We start from the raw sequence: 23,133 nt of genomic DNA on the forward strand, positions 1-23,133 counted from the left end.
CCGTCCTCGCGTAACCGTGTGCGTAAGGTGCTGGCAGCCGGAAGGATGGCGAGTCGGGAGGGAGCCGGACATGGACGACAAGGAAACACTTCGGGTGGGCGCCGCGGTCCGCCGACAGCGCAGATCCCTGGGACTCACGCTGGCCGCGGTCGCGACACGCAGCGGCCTGTCCGTACCGTTCCTCAGCCAGATCGAGAACGAACGGGCCAGACCCAGCGCCCGTTCCCTGGACCGGGTCGCCGACGCCCTGGAGACCACCACCGCACGCCTGCGGGCCGCCGCCGACTCGGCGCGTGCGGTCGAGGTCGTGCGCGGCGGGCAGGAGGACGGGGTCCGCCGGGTGGTGCGCGGACGCCACCAGCTCAGCGCCCTGGAATTCACCGGCGAGCTCGACCTCGGGCGCGAGTTCCAGCACCGCAACGACGAGGTGATGTACGTGGCGGAGGGCGCCGCCGAGGTGGAGGCCGAGGGGCAGGCGTACCGGCTGGAGCGCGGGGACACGCTGTTCCTCTCGGGCGGGGTCCGGCACCGCTGGCGGGCCACGGTCCCCGGCACCCGGCTGCTGGTCGTCGCGGTCGCGGAACACGTCGACGCCACGTTCGACCCGCGACGCTGAGAATCCGGCCGCGGCACCCGTGCCGCGGCGACGGACTGCGGCCATCCGTGCGCACCCGTGCCACGGCACCGATCAGGAGGTGTTTCCCGTGCGCGTCGTCTCCCTCGTCCCCTCGCTCACCGAGGCGGTCGCCGAGACCGCTCCGGAGCTCCTCGTCGGCGTGACCGACTGGTGCACGCACCCGGCGGGGCTGCGTGCCGCCCGGATCGGCGGCACGAAGAACCCCGACGTGGCCGCCGTTCTCGCGCTGCGCCCCGACCTCGTCGTGGCCAACGAGGAGGAGAACCGGGAACCCGACCTCGCCGCACTGCGGGACGCCGGGACGGAGGTCCTGCTCACCCATGTCCGCACCCTCGACGACGCCTTCGCGGAGCTGGACCGGCTGCTGACCGGTGCCTGCGGCCTGCGCAGGCCCCGCTGGCTCGACGAGGCCGAGGCCGCCTGGGCGGCCCTCCCGCCGCCGCGCGCCCCGCGCCGCGCGATCGTTCCCGTCTGGCGCAAACCCTGGATGGTCCTGGGCCGCGACACCTTCGCCGGCGACCTGCTGGCCCGGCTCGGCGTGCGCAACGTCTACGCGGACCACGCCGAGCGCTACCCGCGCATTCCGCTCGACGAACTGAACGCGGCCGGCGCCGAACTGGTCGTGCTGCCCGACGAGCCGTACCGCTTCACCGCCGCCGACGGGCCCGAGGCCTTCGCGGCGCTGCCCGCCGCGCTCGTCGACGGGCGCTGCCTCACGTGGTACGGGCCGTCACTGGTGCGGGCCCCTGCGGCGCTGCGAGCAGCGCTCCGCTGAGCAGCCCGCGCACGGTGCGGACCCCGGCCACCGCCCAGGCCGCCACCAGCAGCACGTACAGCGCGACGGCCAGCCAGGTGAACGCCGCCAGACCGGTGTGCCGGGCCAGGCCCGCGGCGCCCGTGACGCACGTGCCGACGGGGAAGGTGAAGCCCCACCACGTCATGGCGAACGGCATCCCGCCCCGCACCGCCCGCACCACCAGGGCGACGGACAGGGCCAGCCACAGCAGCGCGAACCCCATCACCGGCACGCCGTACAGCACCGCGAACACGCCGAGCGCGGAGGCATAGGGCGCCTGGATCGCACCGGGCGCCACATCGGCGAGCGCGTTGACCGCGGTCGTCGACTGGCCCAGCGGGCCGAGGACCAGGAAGAGCGTGGGCGTCAGCACGAGCGGCAGCGGGCCCCGGTGGACCAGCCGCCCGAAGATCAGCGGCAGCATCACCAGCGTCGCCAGCAGACTCAGCCCGAACATCGCGTAGCAGGCCAGCAGCAGCGCCTCCCGCCACTGGCCCGCCGGCAGCTCCGGCACCAGCAGCGGACCGAGGGCCGCGGAGACCATGGGAGCCACCACCGGCAGCAGCCACACCGGGGACGCGCTGCCGGGCTCCGGGCGGTGGCGCACGACCATCAGGTACGGGATCGCCACCGCGGCGGCCAGCCCGGTCAGGGTGCCCGCCGTGTACAGCAGCACGTCCAGCGCGAGGGCCGCCTGATGCCCGATCACGTCCTTGCCCACCACCATCCCGGAACCGCCGACGGCCAGCAGCGCCATCGAGACGCAGCCGTAGAACGGGGCGACGGCCGGGTCGAGGAGATGGGCGCGGGCCTGGTCGCGGTGCGAGGCCCAGTGCCCTGCGCGGGCCGCGAGCACGGCGGCCAGCAGCAGCGCGGAGAGCACCCACACCAGCGTGCAGGCAGCCCACAGCCCGGGGATGTGGACCGGCAGCGCGGCGCCCGCACTCGCGACGATCGCGGTTCCCATGACGGTCGCGTACCAGTTGGGGCCGAAGTGCCGCAGTGCCGGTCTCCGGACGATGCCGGAGTAGGGAATGACGGTGCGGGTCTGCGGAAAGATGGCCATGCCACGATTCTCGGGTTCGGGGGCGTCCCCCACCAGGGAGTCCCTTCCTATGAGGTCATAAGGTGGATTTATGACCAGCGATGCACCTGCACTTCTCTCCCACCGGGTTCCCGACCTGGGCGCGCTGGAGCTGCTCCTCGCCGTCGCCCGGCACGGCAGCCTCGGACGGGCCGCCCGCGACGTCGGCATCTCCCAGCCCGCCGCCAGCAGCCGCATCCGGTCGATGGAGCGGCAGCTCGGCCTCGCCCTCCTCGACCGCTCGCCCCGCGGCTCCCGGCTCACCGACGCGGGCGCGCTGGTCACCGACTGGGCGCGCCGGGTCGTCGAGGCCGCCGAGGCGTTCGACGTGGGCGCGCAGGCGCTGCGGGACCGCCGGGACTCCCGGCTGCGCGTCGCCGCCTCCATGACCATCGCCGAATACCTGCTCCCGGGCTGGCTGATCGCCCTGCGCGCCGAGCGGCCGGACACCGCCGTCTCGCTGCTCGCCGGCAACTCCGCGGCGGTCGCCGAGCGGCTGCTGACCGGCGAGGCGGACCTGGGGTTCGTCGAGGGCCTGTCCGTGCCGGAGGGGCTCGACGGCACGGTCATCGCCCACGACCGCCTGGTCGTCGTGGTCGCCCCCTCGCACGCCTGGGCCCGCCGCCGCACCCCGCTGACCCCGGCGGAACTCGCCGGCACCCCGCTGATCCTGCGCGAGCACGGCTCCGGCACCCGCCAGGTCCTGGACGCCGCCCTCGCCGTCCACGGCGGACTGGCCCAGCCGCTCCTGGAACTCTCCTCGACGACCGCGCTGAAGGGGCGGCCGAGAGCGGTGCCGGACCGTGCGTGCTGAGCGAACTGGCCCTCGGCGAGGAGCTGTCCTCCCGGCGCCTGGTCAAGGTCCCCATCGCCGGGGTCCGGCTGCGGCGTCAGCTGCGCGCGGTCTGGCCGTCGGGCCACCGGCCCACGGGCCCGGCCCGCGACCTGCTCTCCCTGACACGGTCCGGCCCGTCCGGCGAGTGAGGCCGGCCCGCGGCACCCGCCCGCACAAAACCGCTGGCCCGCACCCCCGCCGAGCGCCAAGGATGGGCGCATGCGAATCACCGCACCACCCGCCGCCGGTGTCCGCCACCGCTGGGCCGACCTGCCCGCCACCGTGCGCACCGCCGTCGAGGACATCCTCGGCGCACCCGTGGTCGAGGCCCGCAGCCAGAGCGGCGGATTCTCGCCCGGCGTCGCCGCGCGGGTCCGGCTCGCGAACGGCGGCCGCGCCTTCGTCAAGGCCGTGAGCGCCGAGGTGAACCCCGGCAGCCCCGACCTGCACCGTGCCGAGGCCCGCCACACCGCCGCCCTTCCGCCGCACGCCCCCGTGCCCCGGCTGCTCGGCTCGTACGACGACGGCACCCTGGTCGCGCTCGTGCTGGAGGACATCGAGGGCCATCAGCCCCGCATCCCCTGGGACCGGGCGGAACTGGACCGCGTCCTGGCCGCCGTCGGCGGACTCACCCGGCTCCTCACCCCGGCCCCGATCGACGCGCCGCCCGTCGCCAGGCGCGAGGCCTCGATGTTCACCGGCTGGCGGACCCTGCACACCGCCGGGGACACCGCCGGCCTCGACCCGTGGGCGGCGCACCGTCTCGGCGCCCTCGCGGAACTGGAGTCCGGCTGGGCGGAGCACGCCACCGGCGACAGCCTCGTCCACGGCGATCTGCGCGCGGACAACATCCTGCTGACCGAGGACCGGGTCGTCTTCGTCGACTGGCCGCACGCCATGCGTGCCGCGCCCTGGTTCGAACTGCTGACGATGCTGCCGTGCGTCGCGGCCCAGGGCGGCCCCGACCCGGAGTCGCTCTTCACCGGCCACCCGCTCGCCAGGGACGCCGACCCCGCCGGCGTCACCGCCGTACTCACCGCACTGACCGGCTACTTCGTGGCGCACTCGCTGCGCCCTGCGCCGCCCGGCCTGCCGACACTCAGGGCGTTCCAGGCGGCCCAGGGCGCAGCCGCCCTGGACTGGCTACGGCGCCGGCTCGGCCACCGGCTCGCGTAGCCCGGCGGCCGCCACCAACGCCCGCATCACGCGCGCGTCGTCACCCATCTCCGGATGCCACTGCACCCCCAGCACCCACTCAGGCCCCGGTGCCTCGACCGCCTCCACGGTGCCGTCCGCCGCGTGCGCGCAGGCCACCAGGCCCGGTCCGATCCGGTCCACGGCCTGGTGGTGGTAGGTGGGCACGGAGCACTCCCCGGACACCGCCGAGGCGTAGCGGGTTCCCGCGACCGGCGTCACCGTATGCGTGCCGAACACCCCCGTCGCCCCGTCAGGACCCCTGTGCCCGTCCAGGTGCTGCGTCAGCGTGCCGCCGAACGCCACGTTCAGCAGCTGCATCCCGCGGCAGATGCCGAGCAACGGGGTGCCGGACTCCAGCGCCGCCCCGATCAGGGCCGCCTCCCAGCCGTCCCGCTCGGGAGCGGGCGGCCCGGTCCGCGCGTCGCGGTCCGCGCCGTACCGGGCCGGATCCACGTCAGGCCCGCCCGCCACCACGACCGCGTCGAGCCTGGCCACCACCGACGCGGCGAGGTCCGGGGAGTCCGGCGGGAGCATGACGGCGAGGCCGCCCGCCTCCCTGACCAGACGGGCGTAACCCGCGGGCAGCAGCGCCGCGGGCAGGTCCCAGCTGCCCCAGCGCACCGAGGCCTCCAGATACGTACTGATCCCGATCAGCGGACGGTTCATCGGATCTCCCTCTCGTACGGCGCGCGAAACGCATCGGCACCGTATCCAAATCCCTTGTGCTGCCCATAGATTTGGATCATCTGTCGGCCCACGAGGAGAGGATCCATCCGTGTCCGACCGAACAGCCCCGCTCGCCGTCGAGGAACTCCGTCTCCTCGTCGACAGCGGTGAGATCGACACCGTCGTCCTGGCCTTCCCCGACATGCAGGGACGGCTCCAGGGCAAACGCTTCGCCGCGGCCTTCTTCCTCGACGAGGTCGTGCCGCACGGCACGGAGGGCTGCAACTACCTCCTGGCCGTCGACACCGACATGAACACCGTCGACGGCTACGCCATGTCCTCCTGGGAGCGCGGCTACGGCGACTTCGCCATGCGTCCCGACCTCAGCACCCTGCGCCGGGTGCCGTGGAACGAGGGCACCGCGATGGTCACCGCCGACCTCGCCTGGAGCGACGGCTCACCCGTCGTCGCCGCGCCCCGCCAGATCCTGCGCCGCCAGCTGGAACGCCTCGCCGAGCACGGCTACACCGCCCACGTCGGCACCGAGCTCGAATTCATCGTCTTCAAGGACACCTACGAGCAGGCCTGGGACCGCGGCTACCGCGACCTGACCCCGGTCAACCAGTACAACGTCGACTACTCCGTCCTCGGCACCGGCCGCATCGAACCCCTGCTGCGCCGCATCCGCAACGAGATGGCGGCTGCGGGCCTCACCGTCGAGTCCGCCAAGGGCGAGTGCAACCCGGGCCAGCACGAGATCGTGTTCCGCTACGACGAGGCCCTGGTCACCTGCGACCAGCACGCCGTCTACAAGACGGGCTCCAAGGAGATCGCCGCGCAGGAAGGCGTCGCGCTCACCTTCATGGCCAAGTTCAACGAGCGCGAGGGTAACTCCTGCCACATCCACCTCTCGCTACGGCCCACCGACGAGCCCGGACGCAGCGCCATGGCGGACCGGGACGGCGCCATGTCTCCGGTGATGCGGCACTTCCTCGCCGGCCAGCTCGCGGCGCTGCGCGACTTCTCGCTCCTCTACGCGCCGAACATCAACTCCTACAAGCGCTTCCAGCCCGGCTCCTTCGCCCCGACCGCCGTCGCCTGGGGCGACGACAACCGCACCTGCGCGCTCCGCGTCGTCGGCCACGGCCAGTCCCTGCGCTTCGAGAACCGCCTGCCGGGCGGCGACGTCAACCCGTACCTCGCCGTCGCCGGACTCGTCGCCGCCGGCCTGTACGGCATCGAGCACGCACTCGAACTGCCCGAGCCCTGCGAGGGGAACGCCTACAGCGGTACGTACGACCACGTCCCCACCACCCTGCGCGAGGCCGCCGGGCTCTGGGAGAACAGCGAGATCGCCGAAGCGGCCTTCGGCGCCGAGGTGGTGGCGCACTACCGCAACATGGCGCGCGTCGAACTGGACGCCTTCGACGCAGCGGTGACCGACTGGGAGCTGCGACGCTCCTTCGAACGTCTGTGAGGACTTCCTTGATCCGTGAGCACCAGGTACTGAACCCGGCGACGGAGGAACTCCTCGCCACCGTGCCCGCCACCACCGCCCAGGAGGTGGACACCGCCGTCACCCGGGCCGCGGCCGCCCAGCTCACCTGGGCGGCGCTCGCCCCCGCCGACCGGGCCCGGCTGCTGCGACGGTTCGCCGTCGCCGTGGACGAGCGCAACGAGGAACTGGCCCGGCTCGAGGTCCGCGAGGCGGGACACACGATCGGCAACGCGCGCTGGGAGGCGGGCAACGTCCGCGATCTGCTGGACTTCGCCGCCGGGGGAGTGGAGCGGCTGAGCGGCCGGCAGATCCCGGTACCCGGCGGCATCGACATCACCCTGCTCGAACCCCTCGGCGTCATCGGCGTGATCGCCCCCTGGAACTTCCCCCTGCCGATCGCCGCCTGGGGCCTCGCCCCCGCCCTCGCCGCGGGCAACGCCGTCGTCCTCAAGCCCGCCGAGACCACCCCGCTGACCGCGCTGCGGCTCGCGGAACTGGCCCTGGAGGCAGGCCTGCCCGAACACCTCCTCCAGGTGCTGCCCGGCGCGGGCGACGAGGCGGGCAACGCCCTGGTGGAACACCCGGGCGTCGCCAAGATCGTCTTCACCGGCTCCACCCGGGTCGGCAAGCAGATCATGGCCAGGTGCGCCGAGCGCGTGAAGCGGGTCACCCTCGAACTCGGCGGCAAGAGCCCCAACATCGTCTTCGCCGACGCCGACATCGAAGCCGCAGCGGCCGCCGCCCCCATGTCCTTCCTGGACAACGCGGGCCAGGACTGCTGCGCCCGCACCCGGATCCTCGTCCAGCGCTCCGCGTACGACCGCTTCCTGGAGCTCCTCGCCCCGGCCGTCGCCGCCGTCGTGGTCGGCGACCCGTCCGACGAGAAGACGCAGATGGGCCCGCTCATCTCGCGCGCCCAGCGGGACCGGGTGCGCGGTTACGTCCCCGAGGGCGCGGCCGCGATCCGGGGCAGCGCGCCCGAGGGCCCCGGCTTCTGGTTCCCGCCGACCGTCCTCACCGACGCCCGGCCGGACTCACCCGTCGCCACCGAGGAGGTGTTCGGGCCGGTCGCGGTCGTGCTGCCCTTCGACGACGAGGCGGACGCGGTCCGGCTCGCCAACGCCACCGATTACGGGCTCGCCGGCTCCCTCTGGACCCGCGACGTGGGCCGCGCGCTGCGGGTCTCGCAGGCCGTCCGGGCGGGGAACCTCTCCGTCAACTCCCACTCCGCGGTCCGCTACTGGACCCCGTTCGGCGGCTTCAAGCAGTCCGGCCTCGGCCGGGAACTCGGCCCCGACGCCCTCACCGCCTTCACCGAAACCAAGAACGTCTTCCTCAGTACGGAGGCCTGAACCGGTATGACCACGGACACCGAGAACATCTGCCGCCGCCTCGTCGGCCGCACCGCCGTCATCACCGGCGCCGGCAGCGGCATCGGCCTCGCCACCGCCCACCGGCTCGCCTCCGAGGGGCCAGGGTGGTCTGCGGCGACATCGACGCGACCGCGGGCAAGGCGGCCGCGGAGGCGGTCGGCGGCACCTTCGTACAGGTCGACGTCACCGATCCCGGCCAGGTCGAGGCACTGTTCAGGACGGCGGACGACACCTACGGCTCCGTCGACATCGCCTTCAACAACGCCGGCATCTCGCCGCCCGACGACGACTCGATCCTCACCACCGGGCTCGAGGCCTGGAAGCGCGTCCAGGACGTCAACCTCACCTCCGTCTACCTCTGCTGCAAGGCGGCCCTGCCCTACATGCGGCGCCAGGGACGCGGCTCCATCATCAACACCGCCTCGTTCGTGGCCAGGATGGGTGCGGCGACCTCCCAGATCTCCTACACCGCCTCCAAGGGCGGGGTACTCGCGATGACCCGCGAACTGGGCGTCCAGTTCGCCCGCGAGGGCATCCGGGTCAACGCGCTGTGCCCGGGGCCGGTCAACACCCCCCTGCTCCAGGAGCTGTTCGCCAAGGACCCGGAGCGCGCGGCCCGCAGGCTGGTGCACATCCCGCTCGGCCGGTTCGCCGAGGCGACCGAGATCGCGGCCGCCGTCGCCTTCCTGGCGAGCGACGACTCCTCCTTCGTCAACGCCACCGACTTCCTGGTCGACGGCGGCATCTCCGGCGCTTACGTCACGCCCCTGTAGGGGCGGCACGCGGGCCGGAACCTACAGTGGGGCGATGAGCAACGCGACACCGCCCGGCTGGTACCCGGACACGGCCGCGCCGGGCAGTGAGCGGTGGTGGGACGGTTCGGCGTGGACCGCCCACACCCGCCCGTACCCTGCCGCGAAGCAGCAATCGGTTCCCGCGCGGCCTGTCCCGACCGCCGCACCCGGTCAGGGCAGCGGCGGCGGAGGCGGCAGGGTCGTCGCGCTCGTGGTGGCCGGCGCGCTGGTCGTCGGCGCGGCCGTGACCGGGGCCGTGCTGCTCGGCAGGGACGACGACGGGACGCGGCCGCAGGCCCGGCGCAGTTCCGCCCCCTCGCATGCGCGGACCGGCACCGGCGCCGCTCCCGGCGACAGCCCCTCGCCGGACGGCTCACCGGACGACAGCGACCCCACGGTGCTCGTGGACCAGCTCAACGGCATCACCCTGCCGATTCCCGACGGCTGGGAGAAGTCCGACAGCACCGTGGACGAGCTGCTCACGATGCGCACCGCCGACTCCTACAGCTGCCCCGGCAGCTCCTCCGCCTTCTGCTACCACGGCACGGTGACCACCCGCACGCCGAACGGCGCCGACGCCACCTCCGCGGAGAAGCTCGCCGAGCAGGACATCGAAGCCGCCGCGAAGAGGGCGTACGACGAGAACACCGTCGGCGAGCGGATCCACGGCGGCATCACGTCCCACACGCAGCTCGCCGCCGCCTCGGTGAGCGTGGCGGGACGCACCGGCTACCTGGTGCGCTGGCGGGTGGCGACCGGCAAGGGCCCCGGCGGCTACGTGCAGTCGCTCGTCTTCCCCTCGGCCGTCGGCAGCGAGTCGCTCGTCGTCGTGCGCTACGCCTTCGACGCCGGTCCCGACGGCCCCCCGCTCTCCCTCATGGACACCCTCACCAAGGGCATCCGGCCGATCGGCGACAGCGGAACGAGCGGCGGCGTCGGCAGCTCCGTCGCCCCCTGACGCCGTCCCGCTCAGAGGAAGGTGCGGCCCTCACCCCGGTACGTCGGCACGGTCGCCGTCACCCGGTCCCCCTCGATCAGCTGCAGTTCGTCGAACCGCTCGCACAGCTCACCGGCCTTCGCGTGCCGGAACCACACCTTGTCGCCGATCAGCAGATCGTCGGCCGGCGCGCCGATCAGCGGGGTCTGCACCTCGCCGGGGCCCTCCTGCGGGTCGTAACGCAGCCCCTCCGGCAGGTACGGGACCGGCAGCCGGTCCGGACCGGCCGCCCCGGACGCCGGGTAGCCGCCACCGAGCACCGTCACCACGCCCACCCCGGGCCGGCGCACCACGGGCTGTGCGAACAGCGCGGCCGGACGGGCCGTGAACGAGGTGTAGTTGTCGAACAGCCGCGGTACGTAGAGCCCCGAACCGGCCGCGATCTCGGTCACCGACTCCTCCGCCGCGGTGTGCTGGACACTGCCGGTGCCGCCCCCGTTCACGAACTCCAGGTCCGGCGCCACGGCCCGCACCGCCCGCACCACCTCGGCCCGGCGGGCCGCCAGTTCGCGGCGCCCCGCGGCCTGCATCAGCCGGATCGCCCGGGAGCGCAGCGGCCGCCCCGCCACCGAGTCACCGACCCCGGCGATGTGGCCCTCGTACGCCATCAGCCCCACCAGCCGGAAGCCGGGCCTGCGGGCCACCGACCGTGCCAGCTCGGCCAGCTGGGCGGGGAGCGCAGCGGCGAGCGCAGTGCCCCGATCCTGACCCGGCCGCCGAGCAGCTGCAGCGAGGTGTCCAGCTCCAGACAGACCCGGATCTCCTCCGTGCCCCCGGCCCGCGCCGCGTCGATCAGTTCCAGCTGCGCGTGGTCGTCCACCATCACCGTCACGGCGGCGGCCAGTTTCGGGTCGGCGGCCAGCTCCGCGAAGGCGGACCGGTCGGCCGACGGATAGGCCAGCAGCACGTCCTCGAATCCGGCGCGGGCCAGCCACAGCGACTCCGCCAGCGTGAACGACATGATCCCGGCGAACCCGGGCCGTGCGAGCACCCGCTCCAGCAGGGCGCGGCAGCGCACCGATTTGCTCGCCACCCGGACGGGCTTCCCGGCCGCACGGCGCACCAGGTCGTCGGCGTTGGCGTCGAACGCGTCCAGATCGACGACGGCGATCGGGGCATCGAGGTGGGCGGTGGCCCGGTTGTAACGGGTCCGGTCAGCGGCGCGGGCAGTCATGGCCGCAGCTTGCCAGACACCTGTACCGCTGGGTAGGGGACGATCTGCGCAGATCGTCCGGGGTGCGGCGACCCGCTCCCACCGGGGCGCGCCAACCCGTAGAGTGACGTCACGCGGCGAGCAACGAGCCTGCCTGTGGCGGCCATCCGCGTGCGGTACGGAACGGACCAGGGGGCGGATGAGTACCGAGGCGCAGCGCGCTCCTCTCCCGCCACGCCCGTCCAGCCCGCCGGACAGTCACGCAACCACCCCTCAAGGCCCCACCGGCCCCGCTGAAGCCACCGCGGGGGCCCGGCAGCTGCCGCGGGAGGGCCTGCCCCCGTAGTACCCCCGCCCCCGCCGCACCCCCGGCCCCCGTAGCCCCCGCCGCCGGACCCGCTGTGCCCCCCGTCCCCGACGAACCGCCTGCCGCGCCGACCCCCGCGGAGACGACCACCCGGCTCCGTCCCGTACCCCCGGCACCGGCACCGGACCGTCCGACAGGGGCCTTCGCAGCCCCGGCGTTCCCGCCGCGCCCCGCCGGGCCGCCCCCGGCCACCCGGCGCCGGCCGGTGGGCGCCGTGGAGCTCGGCGGACCGCCCCCACTGCCCGGCAGCCCCGTCGCTCCGCCCGGGTACCGCCCGCCGTACGTCCACCCCCCGGCCGAGACGCCCGCCGAGACCACCACCAGGCTGCGCCCGGTAAGGACCCGGCACCCGTTCAGGACCGCGGCCGCCGCGGTCTGTGTCGTACTCGGACTCGGGCTGATCGGCGGGGCCGCCACCGGCAGCTGGCTCATCAGCGACTCCTCGGCCGACCCGGCTGCCCACAGCGCCTACACCGTGGGCCGGACCGCATGGCACAGCATTCCCGTGGACACCCTCTTCCCGCGCACCCTCAAGGGGGACGGCGCGGGACCGGGCGGCGCCGACCGGATCTGGACCAGGCTCGCCGTCGCCCCGGACAGCGGCTGCACGCCCGCCCTGGACCCGCTGCTACTCAAGACGCTCCGTCCGGTCGGCTGCACGCGTCTGCTGCGCGCCACCTACACCGACGCGACGTCCAGCAGCGTCACCACGGTGGGAATGGTCTTCACCGAGGGCGACACGGCGGCCATGCGGGCGCTGGCCACCCGGTTCACCGACCAGCACCTCGACATACGCACCGACCTGATGCCCCGCGCCTACGCCGTCCCGAGCAGCCCCGCCGCCGGATTCGGCGACAAGCAGCGAGCCAGCTGGACCGTGCACGTCCTGACCGAGGTGCCCGTCGTCATGTTCGCGGTCTCCGGATTCGCCGACGGACGGACGGTCACCGACCCGCAGCCGGCCGCCAAGGCCATGGCGGTGACCGCCACGACCGCCGCCGCCCAGGCCGGACTCGGCCACGAGGCCAAGGGACTGGCCGACCGGGTCGAGCGCGGCCTGCGCGCGGACGTCACCGATCTCACGGAGAAGCCGGAGTGACCCCCCGAGCCCGCCGACGCCGCGTCCTCGGCGCGGTCTGCGCCGCCACGGCTTTCGTCCTGCTGCCCGCGTCGCCGGCCCGTGCGGACACGATCCGCGCCCAGCAGTGGGGCCTGGACGCGCTCCACACCGAGACCGCGTGGCAGACCACCCGGGGCAAGGGGATCACCGTCGCCGTCGTCGACACGGGCGTCGACGGCAGCCTGCCCGACCTGGCCGGCCAGGTGCTGCAAGGCAAGGACATGATCGGCTTCGGTGCCGGGCGTGGTGACCGGTCCTGGGCCCGGCACGGCACCGCGATGGCCGGGATCATCGCCGGCCGGGGCCACGGCACCGGACGCGAGGACGGGGTGCTCGGCATCGCACCGGAGGCGAAGATCCTCCCGGTCCGGGTCATTCTGGAGGCGACCGACCCGTCCCGCTCCAAGGCCCGCAAGTCCCGGGCCACCGCCCTCGCCGACGGAATCCGCTGGGCCGCCGACCACGGCGCGGACGTCATCAACCTCTCCCTGGGCGACGACAGCGAGTCGGCACACCCGGAGCCCGGCGAGGACGCCGCCGTGCAGTACGCCCTCAAGAAGGGTGCGGTCGTCGTCGCGTCGGCGGGCAACGGGGGCGAGAAGGGCGACCACGTCTCGTACCCCGCGGCCTATCCCGGTGTGATCGCGGCCGCCGCCGTCGACCGCTACGGCACCCACGCCTCTTTCTCCACCCGCCACTGGTACACCAGCGTGAGCGCCCCGGGGGACGGCATCGTCGTCCCCGCCCCCGACGGCCAGTACTACGTGGAATGGGGCACTTCCGCGGCCGCCGCGTTCGTCTCCGGGGCGGTCGCCCTGGTCCGTGCCGCCCACCCCGGCCTCCCGCCCGCCCAGATCAAGAAGCTCCTGACGGACACCGCGCGCAATTCCCCGTCGGCGGGCCGGGACGACGCCCGGGGCTACGGCCTGGTCGACCCGGCCGCGGCCATCAAGGCGGGCGGCAAGCTCCGCCCCGCCGGCCTGCGCGCGGACGCGGGCGCCGCCGGCTACCGCAAGCAGTACTTCGGCACCGGCCCCACCCCGCCCCGCAAGGACGACGGCCCCGCAGGCTGGCTCGCCCCGGCGGCGGGCGGCCTCGGCGCCGTCCTGCTGGCCCTCGCCGTGGTGCTGTGGCGCGGCCGCGGCCGGACGGCCGGCCCCCGCCGTTGAGGGGTCCGTGCGTACACGCGCGGACGCGGTCACGCTGAACCGGCCGATGGGAACGGGCTGAGCCCGCCCTGTGGGCCGGAGGGGAATTCCCAGGTACTACGCTCGCCCTGTGGCGCAGAAGAACATTCCGGACTCCGGGTACTCCGACGACGACGGCACGGCCGACCCCGCTCTGACCGCGGCGCTCGCCGCCTGGGCCGAGGACCGCAAGGCCGTCGGCCCGGTGCTCGAAGCGCTCAAGGGGGCCCGTCTGCTGGTTCCCGTGGTGGCCGTCCTCGGTGAGGTCGAGGAGGACGGGAACGGGCTGCGCCGCGAGAAGACGAGCGACATGGCCGTGCCCACCCTGCAGGCCGGTGGCCGCCGCGCGCTGCCCGCCTTCACCTCCACCGCCGCACTGGCCCGCTGGGACCCGCAGGCCCGCCCCGTCGCCGTACCCCTGCACCAGGCACTGCAGGCCGCCGCGCACGAGAAGGCGGACACGGTGGTGCTCGACCTCGCGGGGCCGGTGGCCTTCGAACTGACCGGTTCCGCCCTGCTGGCCCTCGCCGAGGGCCGCACCAGCGCAGACCCGCTGGACGACCCCGCCGTCACCTCGGCGGTACGGGACGCCGTCGCCGCCGAACCCGCGGTGCTCCGCGCCCACCTCGGGCCGGGCCGCGCCGACGGCACCCTCGCCCTGGTGCTGGCGGCGGACGCCGACCCCGCGGCGGCGGCCCGCCGGGTCGCGCAGTCGCTGGCGGCCGACGACGTGCTGCGGGCCCGGCTGGTCCGCGGCCTGGACCTGGCGCTGCTCCCGGCCGACGCGACCACGCCTGCGGACGCGCTCTTCACACGCTGATCGCCCGACGGACCCCACGGGCGCGACGCCTCGAACCTCGGCAGACCCGGCGCGGAGCCCCGCACGCCGTGAGCCCCCGCCCGGCAAGGCGGGGGCTCACGTAGGTAAGAGGGGCGGGGAAGGGATGCCGGCGCTCAGCCGAAGACGGGGCCGGTGTACTTCTCGCCCGGGCCCTGGCCCGGCTCGTCCGGCACGAGCGAGGCCTCGCGGAACGCGAGCTGCAGCGACTTCAGACCGTCACGCAGCGGAGCCGCGTGGAAGGAGCTGATCTCGGTGGTGCTCGCGTCCAGCAGGCCGGCCAGTGCGTGCACCAGCTTGCGCGCCTCGTCGAGGTCCTTGTGCGCGTCGCCGTCCTCGGTCAGCCCGAGTTTCACGGCGGCGGCGCTCATCAGATTGACCGCGACCGTCACGATCACCTCGACCGCTGGCACCTCCGCGATGTCGCGGGCCATGTCGTCGAAGCCGGGGGAACTGCTGCTGGGGGTCGCGTCACTCATGCGCCATACGATAGGCCCACGCCCGCACCGTCCCGCCTGCGGGAGTGGCCGCGGCCGCCGGTTAGCGCCCGCCCGGCCGAGCTGCTAACCTTGTGTAACGACCGGCTGGGCATCTATGTGCCCGGCCCGCAAGTGGAGGCTCCGATCTCCCACCTGGCCGTCCCCCGGACGGCGGGTCACCGGTCAGGCAGCGCCCATCGTTCCGTACGGACGATGGAGCTGTCCGATGCGCCCCGCGGTTGACCGCGGCGGTGTTCCGGTTGTTCAGGAGCCCCGCCTGTGTCCCGTCCGGGGCATTTTTTTATGACTCGGTGCGGTTGGTCTGTCGAAACAGACGTTACGTGGCTGTCCGCCAGGCGGCCGCGTGGTGCTACCGAGGAGGATCCATCAGCGCCGAGCCCCGCATCAACGACCGGATTCGCGTACCCGAGGTGCGACTTGTCGGTCCCAGCGGCGAGCAGGTCGGGATTGTCCCGCTTGCCAAGGCCCTGGAACTTGCACAGGAGTACGACCTCGACCTGGTCGAGGTGGCGGCTACCGCCCGTCCGCCCGTGTGCAAGCTCATGGACTACGGGAAGTTCAAGTACGAGTCGGCCATGAAGGCCCGTGAGGCGCGCAAGAACCAGGCGCACACGGTCATCAAGGAGATGAAGCTCCGGCCGAAGATCGACCCGCACGACTATGACACCAAGAAGGGTCACGTCGTCCGGTTCCTCAAGCAGGGCGACAAGGTCAAGATCACGATCATGTTCCGTGGTCGTGAGCAGTCCCGCCCGGAACTGGGCTTCCGACTGCTTCAGCGTCTCGCTTCGGACGTGGAGGAACTCGGCTTCATCGAGTCCAGCCCGAAGCAGGACGGCCGGAACATGATCATGGTTCTGGGCCCGCACAAGAAGAAGACCGAAGCCATGGCCGAGGCCCGCGAGGCCCAGGCCGCCCGCAAGGCGGAGCGTCAGGGCTACACCCCCGACGACGACGCCGACACCGCGGACGAGGTTGCCGAGGCTCCCGCCGAAGCGACCTCCGAGGCTCCGGCCGAGACACCCTCCGAGGCGTGACCGTCGGGGGCCGCCATCCAGGCGCCCCCGGGGTCCCCCCGGAATCCCACCAAGATCTGACGCCCCTGCAGTCCGGTGCCCGCACCGAGAGGGGCGCCACTGACGAGGAGAGAACGGCGCTATGCCGAAGAACAAGACGCACAGCGGTGCCAGCAAGCGCTTCAAGATCACCGGCTCCGGCAAGGTGCTTCGGGAGAGGGCCGGCAAGCGCCACCTGCTCGAGCACAAGTCGTCCAAGAAGACCCGCTCGCTGACCGGCACGGTCGTCGTGGCTCCGGCCGACGCCAAGAAGATCAAGAAGCTTCTCGGCAAGTGAGGCCGTCGCCCCAGGTGAACCCCGGGGCGCGCCCTCGATCCGACCGGGACCAATTCGTTTCCGGGCCGTGTGAGTACGACCACGGCCCCGCTACAAGGAGTTAACAAGTGGCACGCGTCAAGCGGGCAGTCAACGCCCACAAGAAGCGCCGGGCAATTCTCGAGGCCGCCAGCGGTTACCGCGGCCAGCGCTCGCGCCTGTACCGCAAGGCCAAGGAGCAGGTCACCCACTCCCTGGTCTACAACTACAACGACCGCAAGAAGCGCAAGGGCGACTTCCGTCGGCTGTGGATCCAGCGCATCAACGCCGCTGCCCGCCAGAACGGCATGACGTACAACCGCCTCATCCAGGGTCTGAACGCCGCCAACATCGAGGTGGACCGCAAGATCCTGGCCGAGCTCGCGGTCAACGACGCCAACGCGTTCGCCGCCCTCGTCGAGGTTGCCCAGAAGGCCCTCCCGAGCGACGTCAACGCCCCGAAGGCTGCCTGATCCAGGCCGCACTTCCTGGTTTTGAGCCGGACCCGCAGGCGCTCGCCGTCTGCGGGTCCGGTGCGTTGCACGACGTGCGCCCTCGTCCGGTGCACGGCACGACCCGGACCTTCGTACGCAGAGAGGCTCGCCGCCGACCATGGGCACCCCCGAACTGATCTCCCCGCGATCGCCACGGGTCGCCGCCGCCCGGCGGCTGGCCAGGCGCAACTTCCGCGGCAAGGAGCGCAGGTTCATCGCCGAGGGACCGCAGGCCGTGCGCGAGGCCGCGGGCCACCGCGGCAGCGACGGCGAAGCGACCCTCATCGAGCTGTTCGCCACCGTCGAGGCCGCCGAGCGCTACGAGTCCATCATCGACGCCGCCCTGGACGCGGGCGCCCGGGTACACCTCGCCGACGGCGAGGTGCTCGCCGATGTGTCGCAGACCGTCACCCCGCAGGGACTGATCGGCGTCTGCCGCTTCCTCGACTCGCCGTTCGAGTCGATCCTCGCCGCGCGGCCGAAGCTGGTCGCCGTCCTGGCGAACGTCCGCGACCCCGGGAACGCCGGTACGGTGCTGCGCTGCGCCGACGCCGCGGGCGCCGACGCGGTCGTCCTCACCGACGCCTCGGTGGACCTCTACAACCCCAAGTCCGTACGTGCGTCCGTCGGTTCGCTCTTCCACCTGCCGGTCGCCGTCGGCGTGCCGGTCGAGCAGGCCGTGCAGGGGCTGCGGGACGCGGGTGTACGGATCCTCGCGGCGGACGGTGCGGGCGAGGACGACCTCGACGACGAACTCGACGCCGGCACCATGGGCGGCCCCACCGCCTGGGTCTTCGGCAACGAGGCCTGGGGCCTGCCGGAGGAGACCCGGGCCCTGGCCGACGCCGTCGTGCGGGTGCCGATCCACGGCAAGGCGGAGAGCCTCAACCTGGCCACCGCCGCTGCCGTCTGCCTGTACGCCTCCGCGCGCGCCCAGCGCCCGCGCCGCGACGCCGGCTGACCCGCCCGGCCCGCCGCGCCCCGGCGGGCCGGACCCCGCAGGGTGTCGCACCGTCACCGACGACTAGTAGGGTGACGAACTCGGGGGCCCACTGCACCGGTTCGAGAGGTGGGGTACGGGAATGGCTGTCGGCATGAGCGGACCGCAGGCGACACACGCGGCCGTCGTGCGCGCCGCCACGGACCCGGACGTGTCCGTGCCGGGCATCGGGCCCGGCCAGGGCGGCCAGGCGCTGGATCCCGAGGACCTCCCCGACGGGCTCGTCGTCGCGGACGAGACCGGCCGGGTCATCTGCTTCAACTCCGCCGCCGCACGGATCACCGCCGTGCCCAGGGCCGCAGCCCTCGGCCGCCCGCTGGAGCAGGCGCTGCCGCTGGAGGACCTCAAGGGCCGCCGCTGGTGGGAGCTGACCGATCCCTACGGCGGCCTCGCCACCCGGGTCGGCCAGCCCGAACGCAATCTGCTGCTGCCCGGCGGCCGTGAGGTCCTCGTCTCCGCCCGCTACGTACGCGAGAGCCCCACCGGTCCCGTCCGCCGGCTGGTGATCAGCCTGCGCGGCACCGAGGCCCGCCGCCGTACCGAGCGCAGCCACGCCGAGCTGATCGCCACCGTCGCCCATGAGCTGCGCTCGCCGCTGACCTCCGTCAAGGGCTTCACGGCGACACTGCTGGCCAAGTGGGAGCGGTTCACGGACGACCAGAAGCGGCTGATGCTGGAGACGGTCTACGCCGACGCCAACCGCGTCACCCGGCTCATCACGGAGCTGCTCGACATCTCCCGGATCGACTCGGGACGCCTGGAGCTCCGCCGCCAGCCCGTCGACCTCTCGGCGGCGGTGGAGCGCCACATCCAGGCACTCACCGCCAACGGCCAGGAGCCGGACCGTTTCCTCGTCCGGACCTGCCAGCCGCTGCCCGCCGTGTGGGCCGACCCGGACAAGGTCGACCAGGTGCTCGGCAACCTCCTGGAAAACGCGGTGCGCCACGGCGAAGGAACCGTCACCATCGAGGTGGCACCCGCACCGGCGAAGAGCGACGAGAAGGGAACGGCCGTCACCGTGAGCGACGAAGGTCCCGGCATTCCCGAGGAGTCGATGGGCCGTGTCTTCACCCGCTTCTGGCGGGGGAGCAAGCGCGGCGGCACGGGCCTGGGCCTCTACATCGTCAAGGGCATCGTCGAGGCGCACGGCGGCACGATCACGGTCGGCCGCGGCCCCGGCGGCGGTGCCGAGTTCCGATTTATTCTGCCCGTGAGCGCGCCGGCCTACCTGGCCTGAGCCGCCCACGGGCGCCCCACCCGTCCTGTGACCCTTAGACTCGACCATTGGCACCTTTGTGTCCTCCAGGCGTCGAGCGGGGCCCACGGAGGCCCGGGGGTATCCCCCGGTAAGCGCAGTACCAGCCAATCGGAAGTACGGGAAGAGATGTCGGCACCGAACAAGTCGTACGACCCAGTCGAGGTCGAGGCACTGAAACCGGAAGAGATCGAGCGCATGCGGGACGAGGCGTTCGCCGCCTTCGCCGCCGCGGGCGACCTCGACGCGCTCGCCCAGGCGAAGACCGCGCACACGGGAGGTACCTCGCCCCTGTCACTCGCCAACCGCGAGATCGGCGCGCTGCCGCCGCAGGCCAAGGCCGAGGCGGGCAAGCGCGTGGGCCAGACCCGCGCCGCCGTGGGCAAGGCGCTGGCCGCCCGCCAGGCGGAGCTGGAGAACGAGCGCGACGCCCGGGTCCTGGTCGAGGAGGCGGTGGACGTCACGCTGCCGTACGACCGCACCCCGGCCGGCGCACGTCACCCGCTGACGACGATCATGGAGCGCGTCGCCGACGTCTTCGTGGCCATGGGCTACGAGGTCGCCGAGGGCCCCGAGGCCGAGGCCGAGTGGTTCAACTTCGACGCCCTGAACTTCGTGCCCGACCACCCGGCGCGCCAGATGCAGGACACCTTCTTCGTCCAGGGCGCCGACGGCGCCAGGACCGACGAGTCCGGTGTCGTGCTGCGCACCCACACCTCGCCGGTCCAGGCCCGCACGCTGCTCGACCGCGAGCCCCCCGTCTACGTGGTCTGCCCCGGCCGGGTCTACCGCACCGACGAGCTCGACGCCACGCACACCCCGGTCTTCCACCAGATCGAGCTGCTCGCCGTCGACGAGGGCCTCACCATGGCCGACCTGAAGGGCACCCTCGACCACATGGTCCAGGCGCTCTTCGGCCCGGACATGAAGACCCGGCTGCGGCCGAACTTCTTCCCGTTCACCGAGCCGTCCGCCGAGATGGACATGGTCTGCTACGTCTGCCGCGGCGAGTCCGTCGGCAACCCGGACCGCCCCTGCCGCACCTGCGGCAGCGAGGGCTGGATCGAGCTCGGCGGCTGCGGCATGGTCAACCCCAAGGTGCTCATCGCCTGCGGCGTCGACCCCCAGAAGTACAGCGGATTCGCCTTCGGGTTCGGCATCGAGCGGATGCTGATGTTCCGCCACAACGTAGAAGACATGCGAGACATGGTCGAGGGTGACGTCCGGTTCACCCGGCCCTTCGGGATGGAGATCTGATGCGCGTCCCGCTTTCCTGGCTGCGGGAGTACGTCGACCTGCCGCCCACCGAGACCGGCCGTGACGTACAGGCCAAGCTCGTCGCCGTCGGCCTCGAGGTCGAGACGGTCGAGCAGATCGGCGCCGGCCTCAAGGGCCCGCTGGTCGTCGGAAAGGTGCTCACCATCGAGGAGCTGGAGGGCTTCAAGAAGCCCATCCGGTTCTGCACGGTGGACGTCGGCTCGGCCAACGGCACCGGTGAGCCGCAGGAGATCGTCTGCGGAGCCCGTAACTTCGCCGTCGGCGACAAGGTCGTCGTGGTGCTGCCCGGCGCCGTGCTGCCCGGCGACTTCGCGATCGCCGCGCGCAAGACGTACGGCAAGACCTCGCACGGCATGATCTGCTCCACCGACGAGCTCGGCATGGGCGACGACGGCACCCACGGCATCATCGTGCTGCCGCCGGAGCACGAGGTCGGCACCGACGCGATCGAGCTGCTCCAGCTCGTCGACGAGGTCCTCGACATCGCGGTCACGCCCGACCGCGGCTACTGCCTCTCGATGCGCGGCGTCGCCCGCGAGACCGCCATCGCCTACGGCCTGCCGCTGCGCGACCCGGCGCTCCTGGACGTGCCCGCGCCGAACGCGTACGGATACCCGGTCGAGGTCACCGACCCGGCCGGCTGCTCCCGCTTCACCGCGCGCACCGTGGTGGGCCTGCAGCCCGAGACCCGCTCCCCGATCTGGCTGCAGCGCCGGCTGCAGAAGGCCGGGATGCGCCCGATCTCGCTCGCGGTCGACGTCACCAACTACGTGATGCTCGAACTGGGCCAGCCGCTGCACGCCTACGACCGGACCCGGATCGACGGGCCGATCGGGGTACGCCGCGCCGAGCAGGGCGAGAAGCTCACCACGCTCGACGGCATCGTCCGGGTGCTGGACGCCGCCGACCTCGTCATCACCGACAACCGCGGGCCGATCGGCCTGGCGGGCGTCATGGGCGGGGCCAACACGGAGATCGCGGACGCCGCCGAGGGCACGCACACCACCGAGGTCGTCATCGAGGCCGCGCACTTCGACGCGATCTCGATCGCCCGCACCGCGCGCCGCCACAAGCTGGCGTCCGAGGGGTCCAAGCGCTTCGAGCGCGGCGTCGACCCGCAGGCCGCGGCCGCTGCCGCGCAGCGCACCGTCGACCTGCTGGTGCTCCTCGCCGGCGGCACCGCCGAGGCCGGTGTCACCGAGGTCACCGCCCCCTCCGGGCCGCGCACCATCACGATGCCGGCCGACCACCCCGACAGGGTGGCCGGTGTCGCCTACGGTCGCGAGACCGTCGTACGCCGCCTCCAGGAGGTCGGCTGCGACGTCTACGGACAGGACGAGCTGCTCGTCACGGCGCCGTCCTGGCGGCCCGACCTCAACGAGCCGAACGACCTGGCCGAGGAGGTCATCCGGCTGGAGGGTTACGAGAACCTCCCGTCCACCCTCCCGACGCCGCCGTCCGGCCGCGGGCTCACCGACCGCCAGCGGCTGCACCGCCGGGTCGGCCGGGCACTGGCGGGCGCCGGCTACGTCGAGGCGCTGAACTACCCGTTCACGGGTGAGGCGGTCCTGGACCAGCTGGGTCTGGACGCGGACGACGCCCGCCGTCGTACGGTCCGGCTCGTCAACCCGCTCTCCGAGGAGGAGCCGTCGCTGCGCACCACGCTGCTGCCGGGCCTGCTCGGCGCACTGCGGCGCAACGACGGCCGCGGCAGCCACGACCTCGCGCTCTTCGAGACCGGTCTGGTCTTCAGGCCGACCGGCCAGGAGACCAAGCCCGTCCGGCTGCCCGTCGACCGGCGCCCCTCCGACGAGGAGATCGCCGGACTCGACGCCGCGCTGCCGCGTCAGCCGCGCCACGCCGCCGTCGTCCTCGCGGGCGCCCGCGAGCAGGCCGGCTGGTGGGGCAAGGGCCGTCCGGCCGACTGGGCGGACTCCGTCGAGGCCGCCCGTACCATCGCGGCCGAGGCCGGTGTCGCACTCGTCGTCCGCGCCGACCAGCACGCGCCGTGGCACCCGGGCCGCTGCGCGGCGCTGTACGTCACAGTCGACGGCGCCGAGACGCTCTTCGGGCACGCCGGAGAGCTGCACCCGCGCGTCACCAAGGAGCTCCACCTGCCCGAGCGCACCTGCGCCATGGAGGTCGACCTCGACGTGCTGGAACAGGCCGTCGACGGTGCCCTGCAGGCGCCGCGGATCTCCACCTTCCCGGTGGCGACCCAGGACGTCGCGCTGGTCGTCGGCCAGGACGTGCCCGCCGCCGACGTGGAGCAGGCGCTCCGGGCCGGCGCGGGTGAACTCCTGGAGTCACTGCGGCTGTTCGACGTCTTCACCGGTGAGCAGATCGGCGGGGGCCGCAAGTCCCTGGCGTACGCGCTGCGGTTCCGTGCCGCGGACCGGACGCTGACCGTCGACGAGGCGACCGCCGCCCGGGACGCCGCGGTGGCGCTGGCCGCCGAGCGCACCGGCGCGGTGCTGCGCGGCGCGTAACGGCCCACGCACAGCGAGGAGGGGCGTATCCGGCCACCGGATACGCCCCTCCTTTGTGCTCGCCCAGGGGCTCAGGACCGCACGCGGGTACGGGCCGTGCCCGGGAGACCCGGTTGCCGGCCGACCCCGCAGCCACCCTCCGATCCGTGGGCAGTGGGTCGTGCGATCCGGCGCCGTCCGCCCTGCCGCGGAGTGTCGGGCAGG

Annotated in this window: 19 protein-coding genes and 3 pseudogenes; 18 read left to right on the forward strand and 4 right to left on the reverse strand. The window is 73.3% G+C overall.

Annotation, left to right across the window (positions count from 1 at the left end; all coding sequences use genetic code 11):
* Nucleotides 1–70 precede the first annotated feature (70 nt).
* Both LNW71_RS27685 and LNW71_RS27690 read left to right on the forward strand, forming a co-directional pair.
* The gene (locus LNW71_RS27685; protein WP_250970695.1) at nt 71–616 is read left to right on the forward strand and encodes a helix-turn-helix transcriptional regulator; all 546 of its coding nucleotides are present in this window, start codon (nt 71–73) and stop codon (nt 614–616) included.
* A gap of 88 nt (nt 617–704) precedes the next feature.
* Nucleotides 705–1,412 carry a helical backbone metal receptor gene (locus tag LNW71_RS27690; protein ID WP_250970696.1) on the forward strand — a complete coding sequence of 236 codons (708 nt, stop codon included), beginning with the start codon at nt 705–707 and terminating at the stop codon, nt 1,410–1,412.
* On the opposite strand, the gene LNW71_RS27695 is transcribed toward LNW71_RS27690, so the two are convergent.
* Nucleotides 1,351–2,499: a TDT family transporter gene (locus tag LNW71_RS27695; RefSeq protein ID WP_250970697.1), complete on the reverse strand. Its 1,149-nt coding sequence runs from the start codon at nt 2,497–2,499 to the stop codon at nt 1,351–1,353. The genes LNW71_RS27690 and LNW71_RS27695 overlap by 62 nt on opposite strands.
* Before the next feature lie 70 nt (nt 2,500–2,569).
* Here LNW71_RS27695 and LNW71_RS27700 point away from each other — a divergent pair.
* Nucleotides 2,570–3,501 (forward strand): annotated as a pseudogene (locus tag LNW71_RS27700) (LysR family transcriptional regulator).
* A 70-nt stretch (nt 3,502–3,571) separates the two neighbouring features.
* Nucleotides 3,572–4,528: an aminoglycoside phosphotransferase family protein gene (locus LNW71_RS27705; protein ID WP_250970698.1), complete on the forward strand. Its 957-nt coding sequence runs from the start codon at nt 3,572–3,574 to the stop codon at nt 4,526–4,528.
* Here the strand turns inward: LNW71_RS27705 and LNW71_RS27710 are convergent.
* Nucleotides 4,496–5,215: a gamma-glutamyl-gamma-aminobutyrate hydrolase family protein gene (locus tag LNW71_RS27710; protein ID WP_250970699.1), complete on the reverse strand. Its 720-nt coding sequence runs from the start codon at nt 5,213–5,215 to the stop codon at nt 4,496–4,498. The genes LNW71_RS27705 and LNW71_RS27710 overlap by 33 nt on opposite strands.
* A 109-nt stretch (nt 5,216–5,324) precedes the next feature.
* On the opposite strand from LNW71_RS27710, the gene LNW71_RS27715 reads away from it, so the two are divergent.
* From LNW71_RS27715 to LNW71_RS27730, 4 genes and pseudogenes are all read left to right on the forward strand, one after another.
* Nucleotides 5,325–6,692 (forward strand): glutamine synthetase family protein, encoded by a 1,368-nt coding sequence (locus tag LNW71_RS27715; RefSeq protein ID WP_250970700.1) that lies wholly within the window; start codon nt 5,325–5,327, stop codon nt 6,690–6,692.
* Between the two features lie 8 nt (nt 6,693–6,700).
* Complete coding sequence (locus LNW71_RS27720) at nt 6,701–8,065, forward strand: aldehyde dehydrogenase family protein (protein ID WP_250970701.1); 1,365 nt, start codon at nt 6,701–6,703, stop codon at nt 8,063–8,065.
* A gap of 6 nt (nt 8,066–8,071) precedes the next feature.
* Nucleotides 8,072–8,859 (forward strand): annotated as a pseudogene (locus LNW71_RS27725) (3-oxoacyl-ACP reductase).
* A gap of 34 nt (nt 8,860–8,893) precedes the next feature.
* A complete protein-coding gene (locus LNW71_RS27730) occupies nt 8,894–9,838 on the forward strand; it encodes a DUF2510 domain-containing protein (RefSeq protein WP_250970702.1) in 945 nt (314 codons plus the stop codon).
* A gap of 11 nt (nt 9,839–9,849) precedes the next feature.
* Here LNW71_RS27730 and LNW71_RS27735 read toward each other — a convergent pair.
* Nucleotides 9,850–11,051, reverse strand: a pseudogene (locus LNW71_RS27735) (amino acid deaminase/aldolase).
* Between the two features lie 560 nt (nt 11,052–11,611).
* Between LNW71_RS27735 and LNW71_RS27740 the strand changes: the two are divergent.
* The 3 genes from LNW71_RS27740 to LNW71_RS27750 all read left to right on the forward strand — a co-directional run bounded on the left by LNW71_RS27740 (nt 11,612) and on the right by LNW71_RS27750 (nt 14,524).
* Nucleotides 11,612–12,496 carry a hypothetical protein gene (locus LNW71_RS27740; protein WP_250970703.1) on the forward strand — a complete coding sequence of 295 codons (885 nt, stop codon included), beginning with the start codon at nt 11,612–11,614 and terminating at the stop codon, nt 12,494–12,496.
* Nucleotides 12,493–13,686, forward strand: a complete 1,194-nt coding sequence (mycP, locus tag LNW71_RS27745) for a type VII secretion-associated serine protease mycosin (protein WP_250970704.1) — start codon at nt 12,493–12,495, stop codon at nt 13,684–13,686. Before LNW71_RS27740 ends, mycP begins: the two co-directional genes overlap by 4 nt.
* A gap of 109 nt (nt 13,687–13,795) precedes the next feature.
* Nucleotides 13,796–14,524, forward strand: a complete 729-nt coding sequence (locus LNW71_RS27750; protein WP_250970705.1) for an SseB family protein — start codon at nt 13,796–13,798, stop codon at nt 14,522–14,524.
* A gap of 134 nt (nt 14,525–14,658) precedes the next feature.
* Here LNW71_RS27750 and LNW71_RS27755 read toward each other — a convergent pair whose 3' ends face one another.
* The gene (locus LNW71_RS27755) at nt 14,659–15,021 is read right to left on the reverse strand and encodes a DUF1844 domain-containing protein (protein ID WP_250970706.1); all 363 of its coding nucleotides are present in this window, start codon (nt 15,019–15,021) and stop codon (nt 14,659–14,661) included.
* Nucleotides 15,022–15,362: 341 nt separating this feature from the next.
* On the opposite strand from LNW71_RS27755, the gene infC reads away from it, so the two are divergent.
* The 7 genes from infC to pheT all read left to right on the forward strand — a co-directional run bounded on the left by infC (nt 15,363) and on the right by pheT (nt 22,929).
* Nucleotides 15,363–16,079: a translation initiation factor IF-3 gene (gene infC / locus LNW71_RS27760; RefSeq protein ID WP_250970707.1), complete on the forward strand. Its 717-nt coding sequence runs from the start codon at nt 15,363–15,365 to the stop codon at nt 16,077–16,079.
* A gap of 121 nt (nt 16,080–16,200) precedes the next feature.
* The gene (gene rpmI, locus LNW71_RS27765; RefSeq protein WP_003970213.1) at nt 16,201–16,395 is read left to right on the forward strand and encodes a 50S ribosomal protein L35; all 195 of its coding nucleotides are present in this window, start codon (nt 16,201–16,203) and stop codon (nt 16,393–16,395) included.
* A 107-nt stretch (nt 16,396–16,502) separates the two neighbouring features.
* The gene (gene rplT, locus LNW71_RS27770; RefSeq protein ID WP_024494113.1) at nt 16,503–16,886 is read left to right on the forward strand and encodes a 50S ribosomal protein L20; all 384 of its coding nucleotides are present in this window, start codon (nt 16,503–16,505) and stop codon (nt 16,884–16,886) included.
* 139 nt (nt 16,887–17,025) lie between these two features.
* Entirely contained in the window at nt 17,026–17,868 is an 843-nt protein-coding gene (locus LNW71_RS27775; protein ID WP_250970708.1) for an RNA methyltransferase, read from the forward strand.
* 121 nt (nt 17,869–17,989) lie between these two features.
* The gene (locus LNW71_RS27780) at nt 17,990–19,144 is read left to right on the forward strand and encodes an ATP-binding protein (protein WP_250970709.1); all 1,155 of its coding nucleotides are present in this window, start codon (nt 17,990–17,992) and stop codon (nt 19,142–19,144) included.
* 147 nt (nt 19,145–19,291) lie between these two features.
* Entirely contained in the window at nt 19,292–20,419 is a 1,128-nt protein-coding gene (gene pheS, locus LNW71_RS27785) for a phenylalanine--tRNA ligase subunit alpha (protein WP_250970710.1), read from the forward strand.
* Complete coding sequence (pheT, locus tag LNW71_RS27790; RefSeq protein ID WP_250970711.1) at nt 20,419–22,929, forward strand: phenylalanine--tRNA ligase subunit beta; 2,511 nt, start codon at nt 20,419–20,421, stop codon at nt 22,927–22,929. The genes pheS and pheT overlap by 1 nt, the downstream gene beginning before the upstream one ends.
* Nucleotides 22,930–23,133: the final 204 nt, after the last annotated feature.

Source organism: Streptomyces sp. RKAG290 (genome assembly GCF_023701695.1).
Lineage (GTDB): Bacteria > Actinomycetota > Actinomycetes > Streptomycetales > Streptomycetaceae > Streptomyces.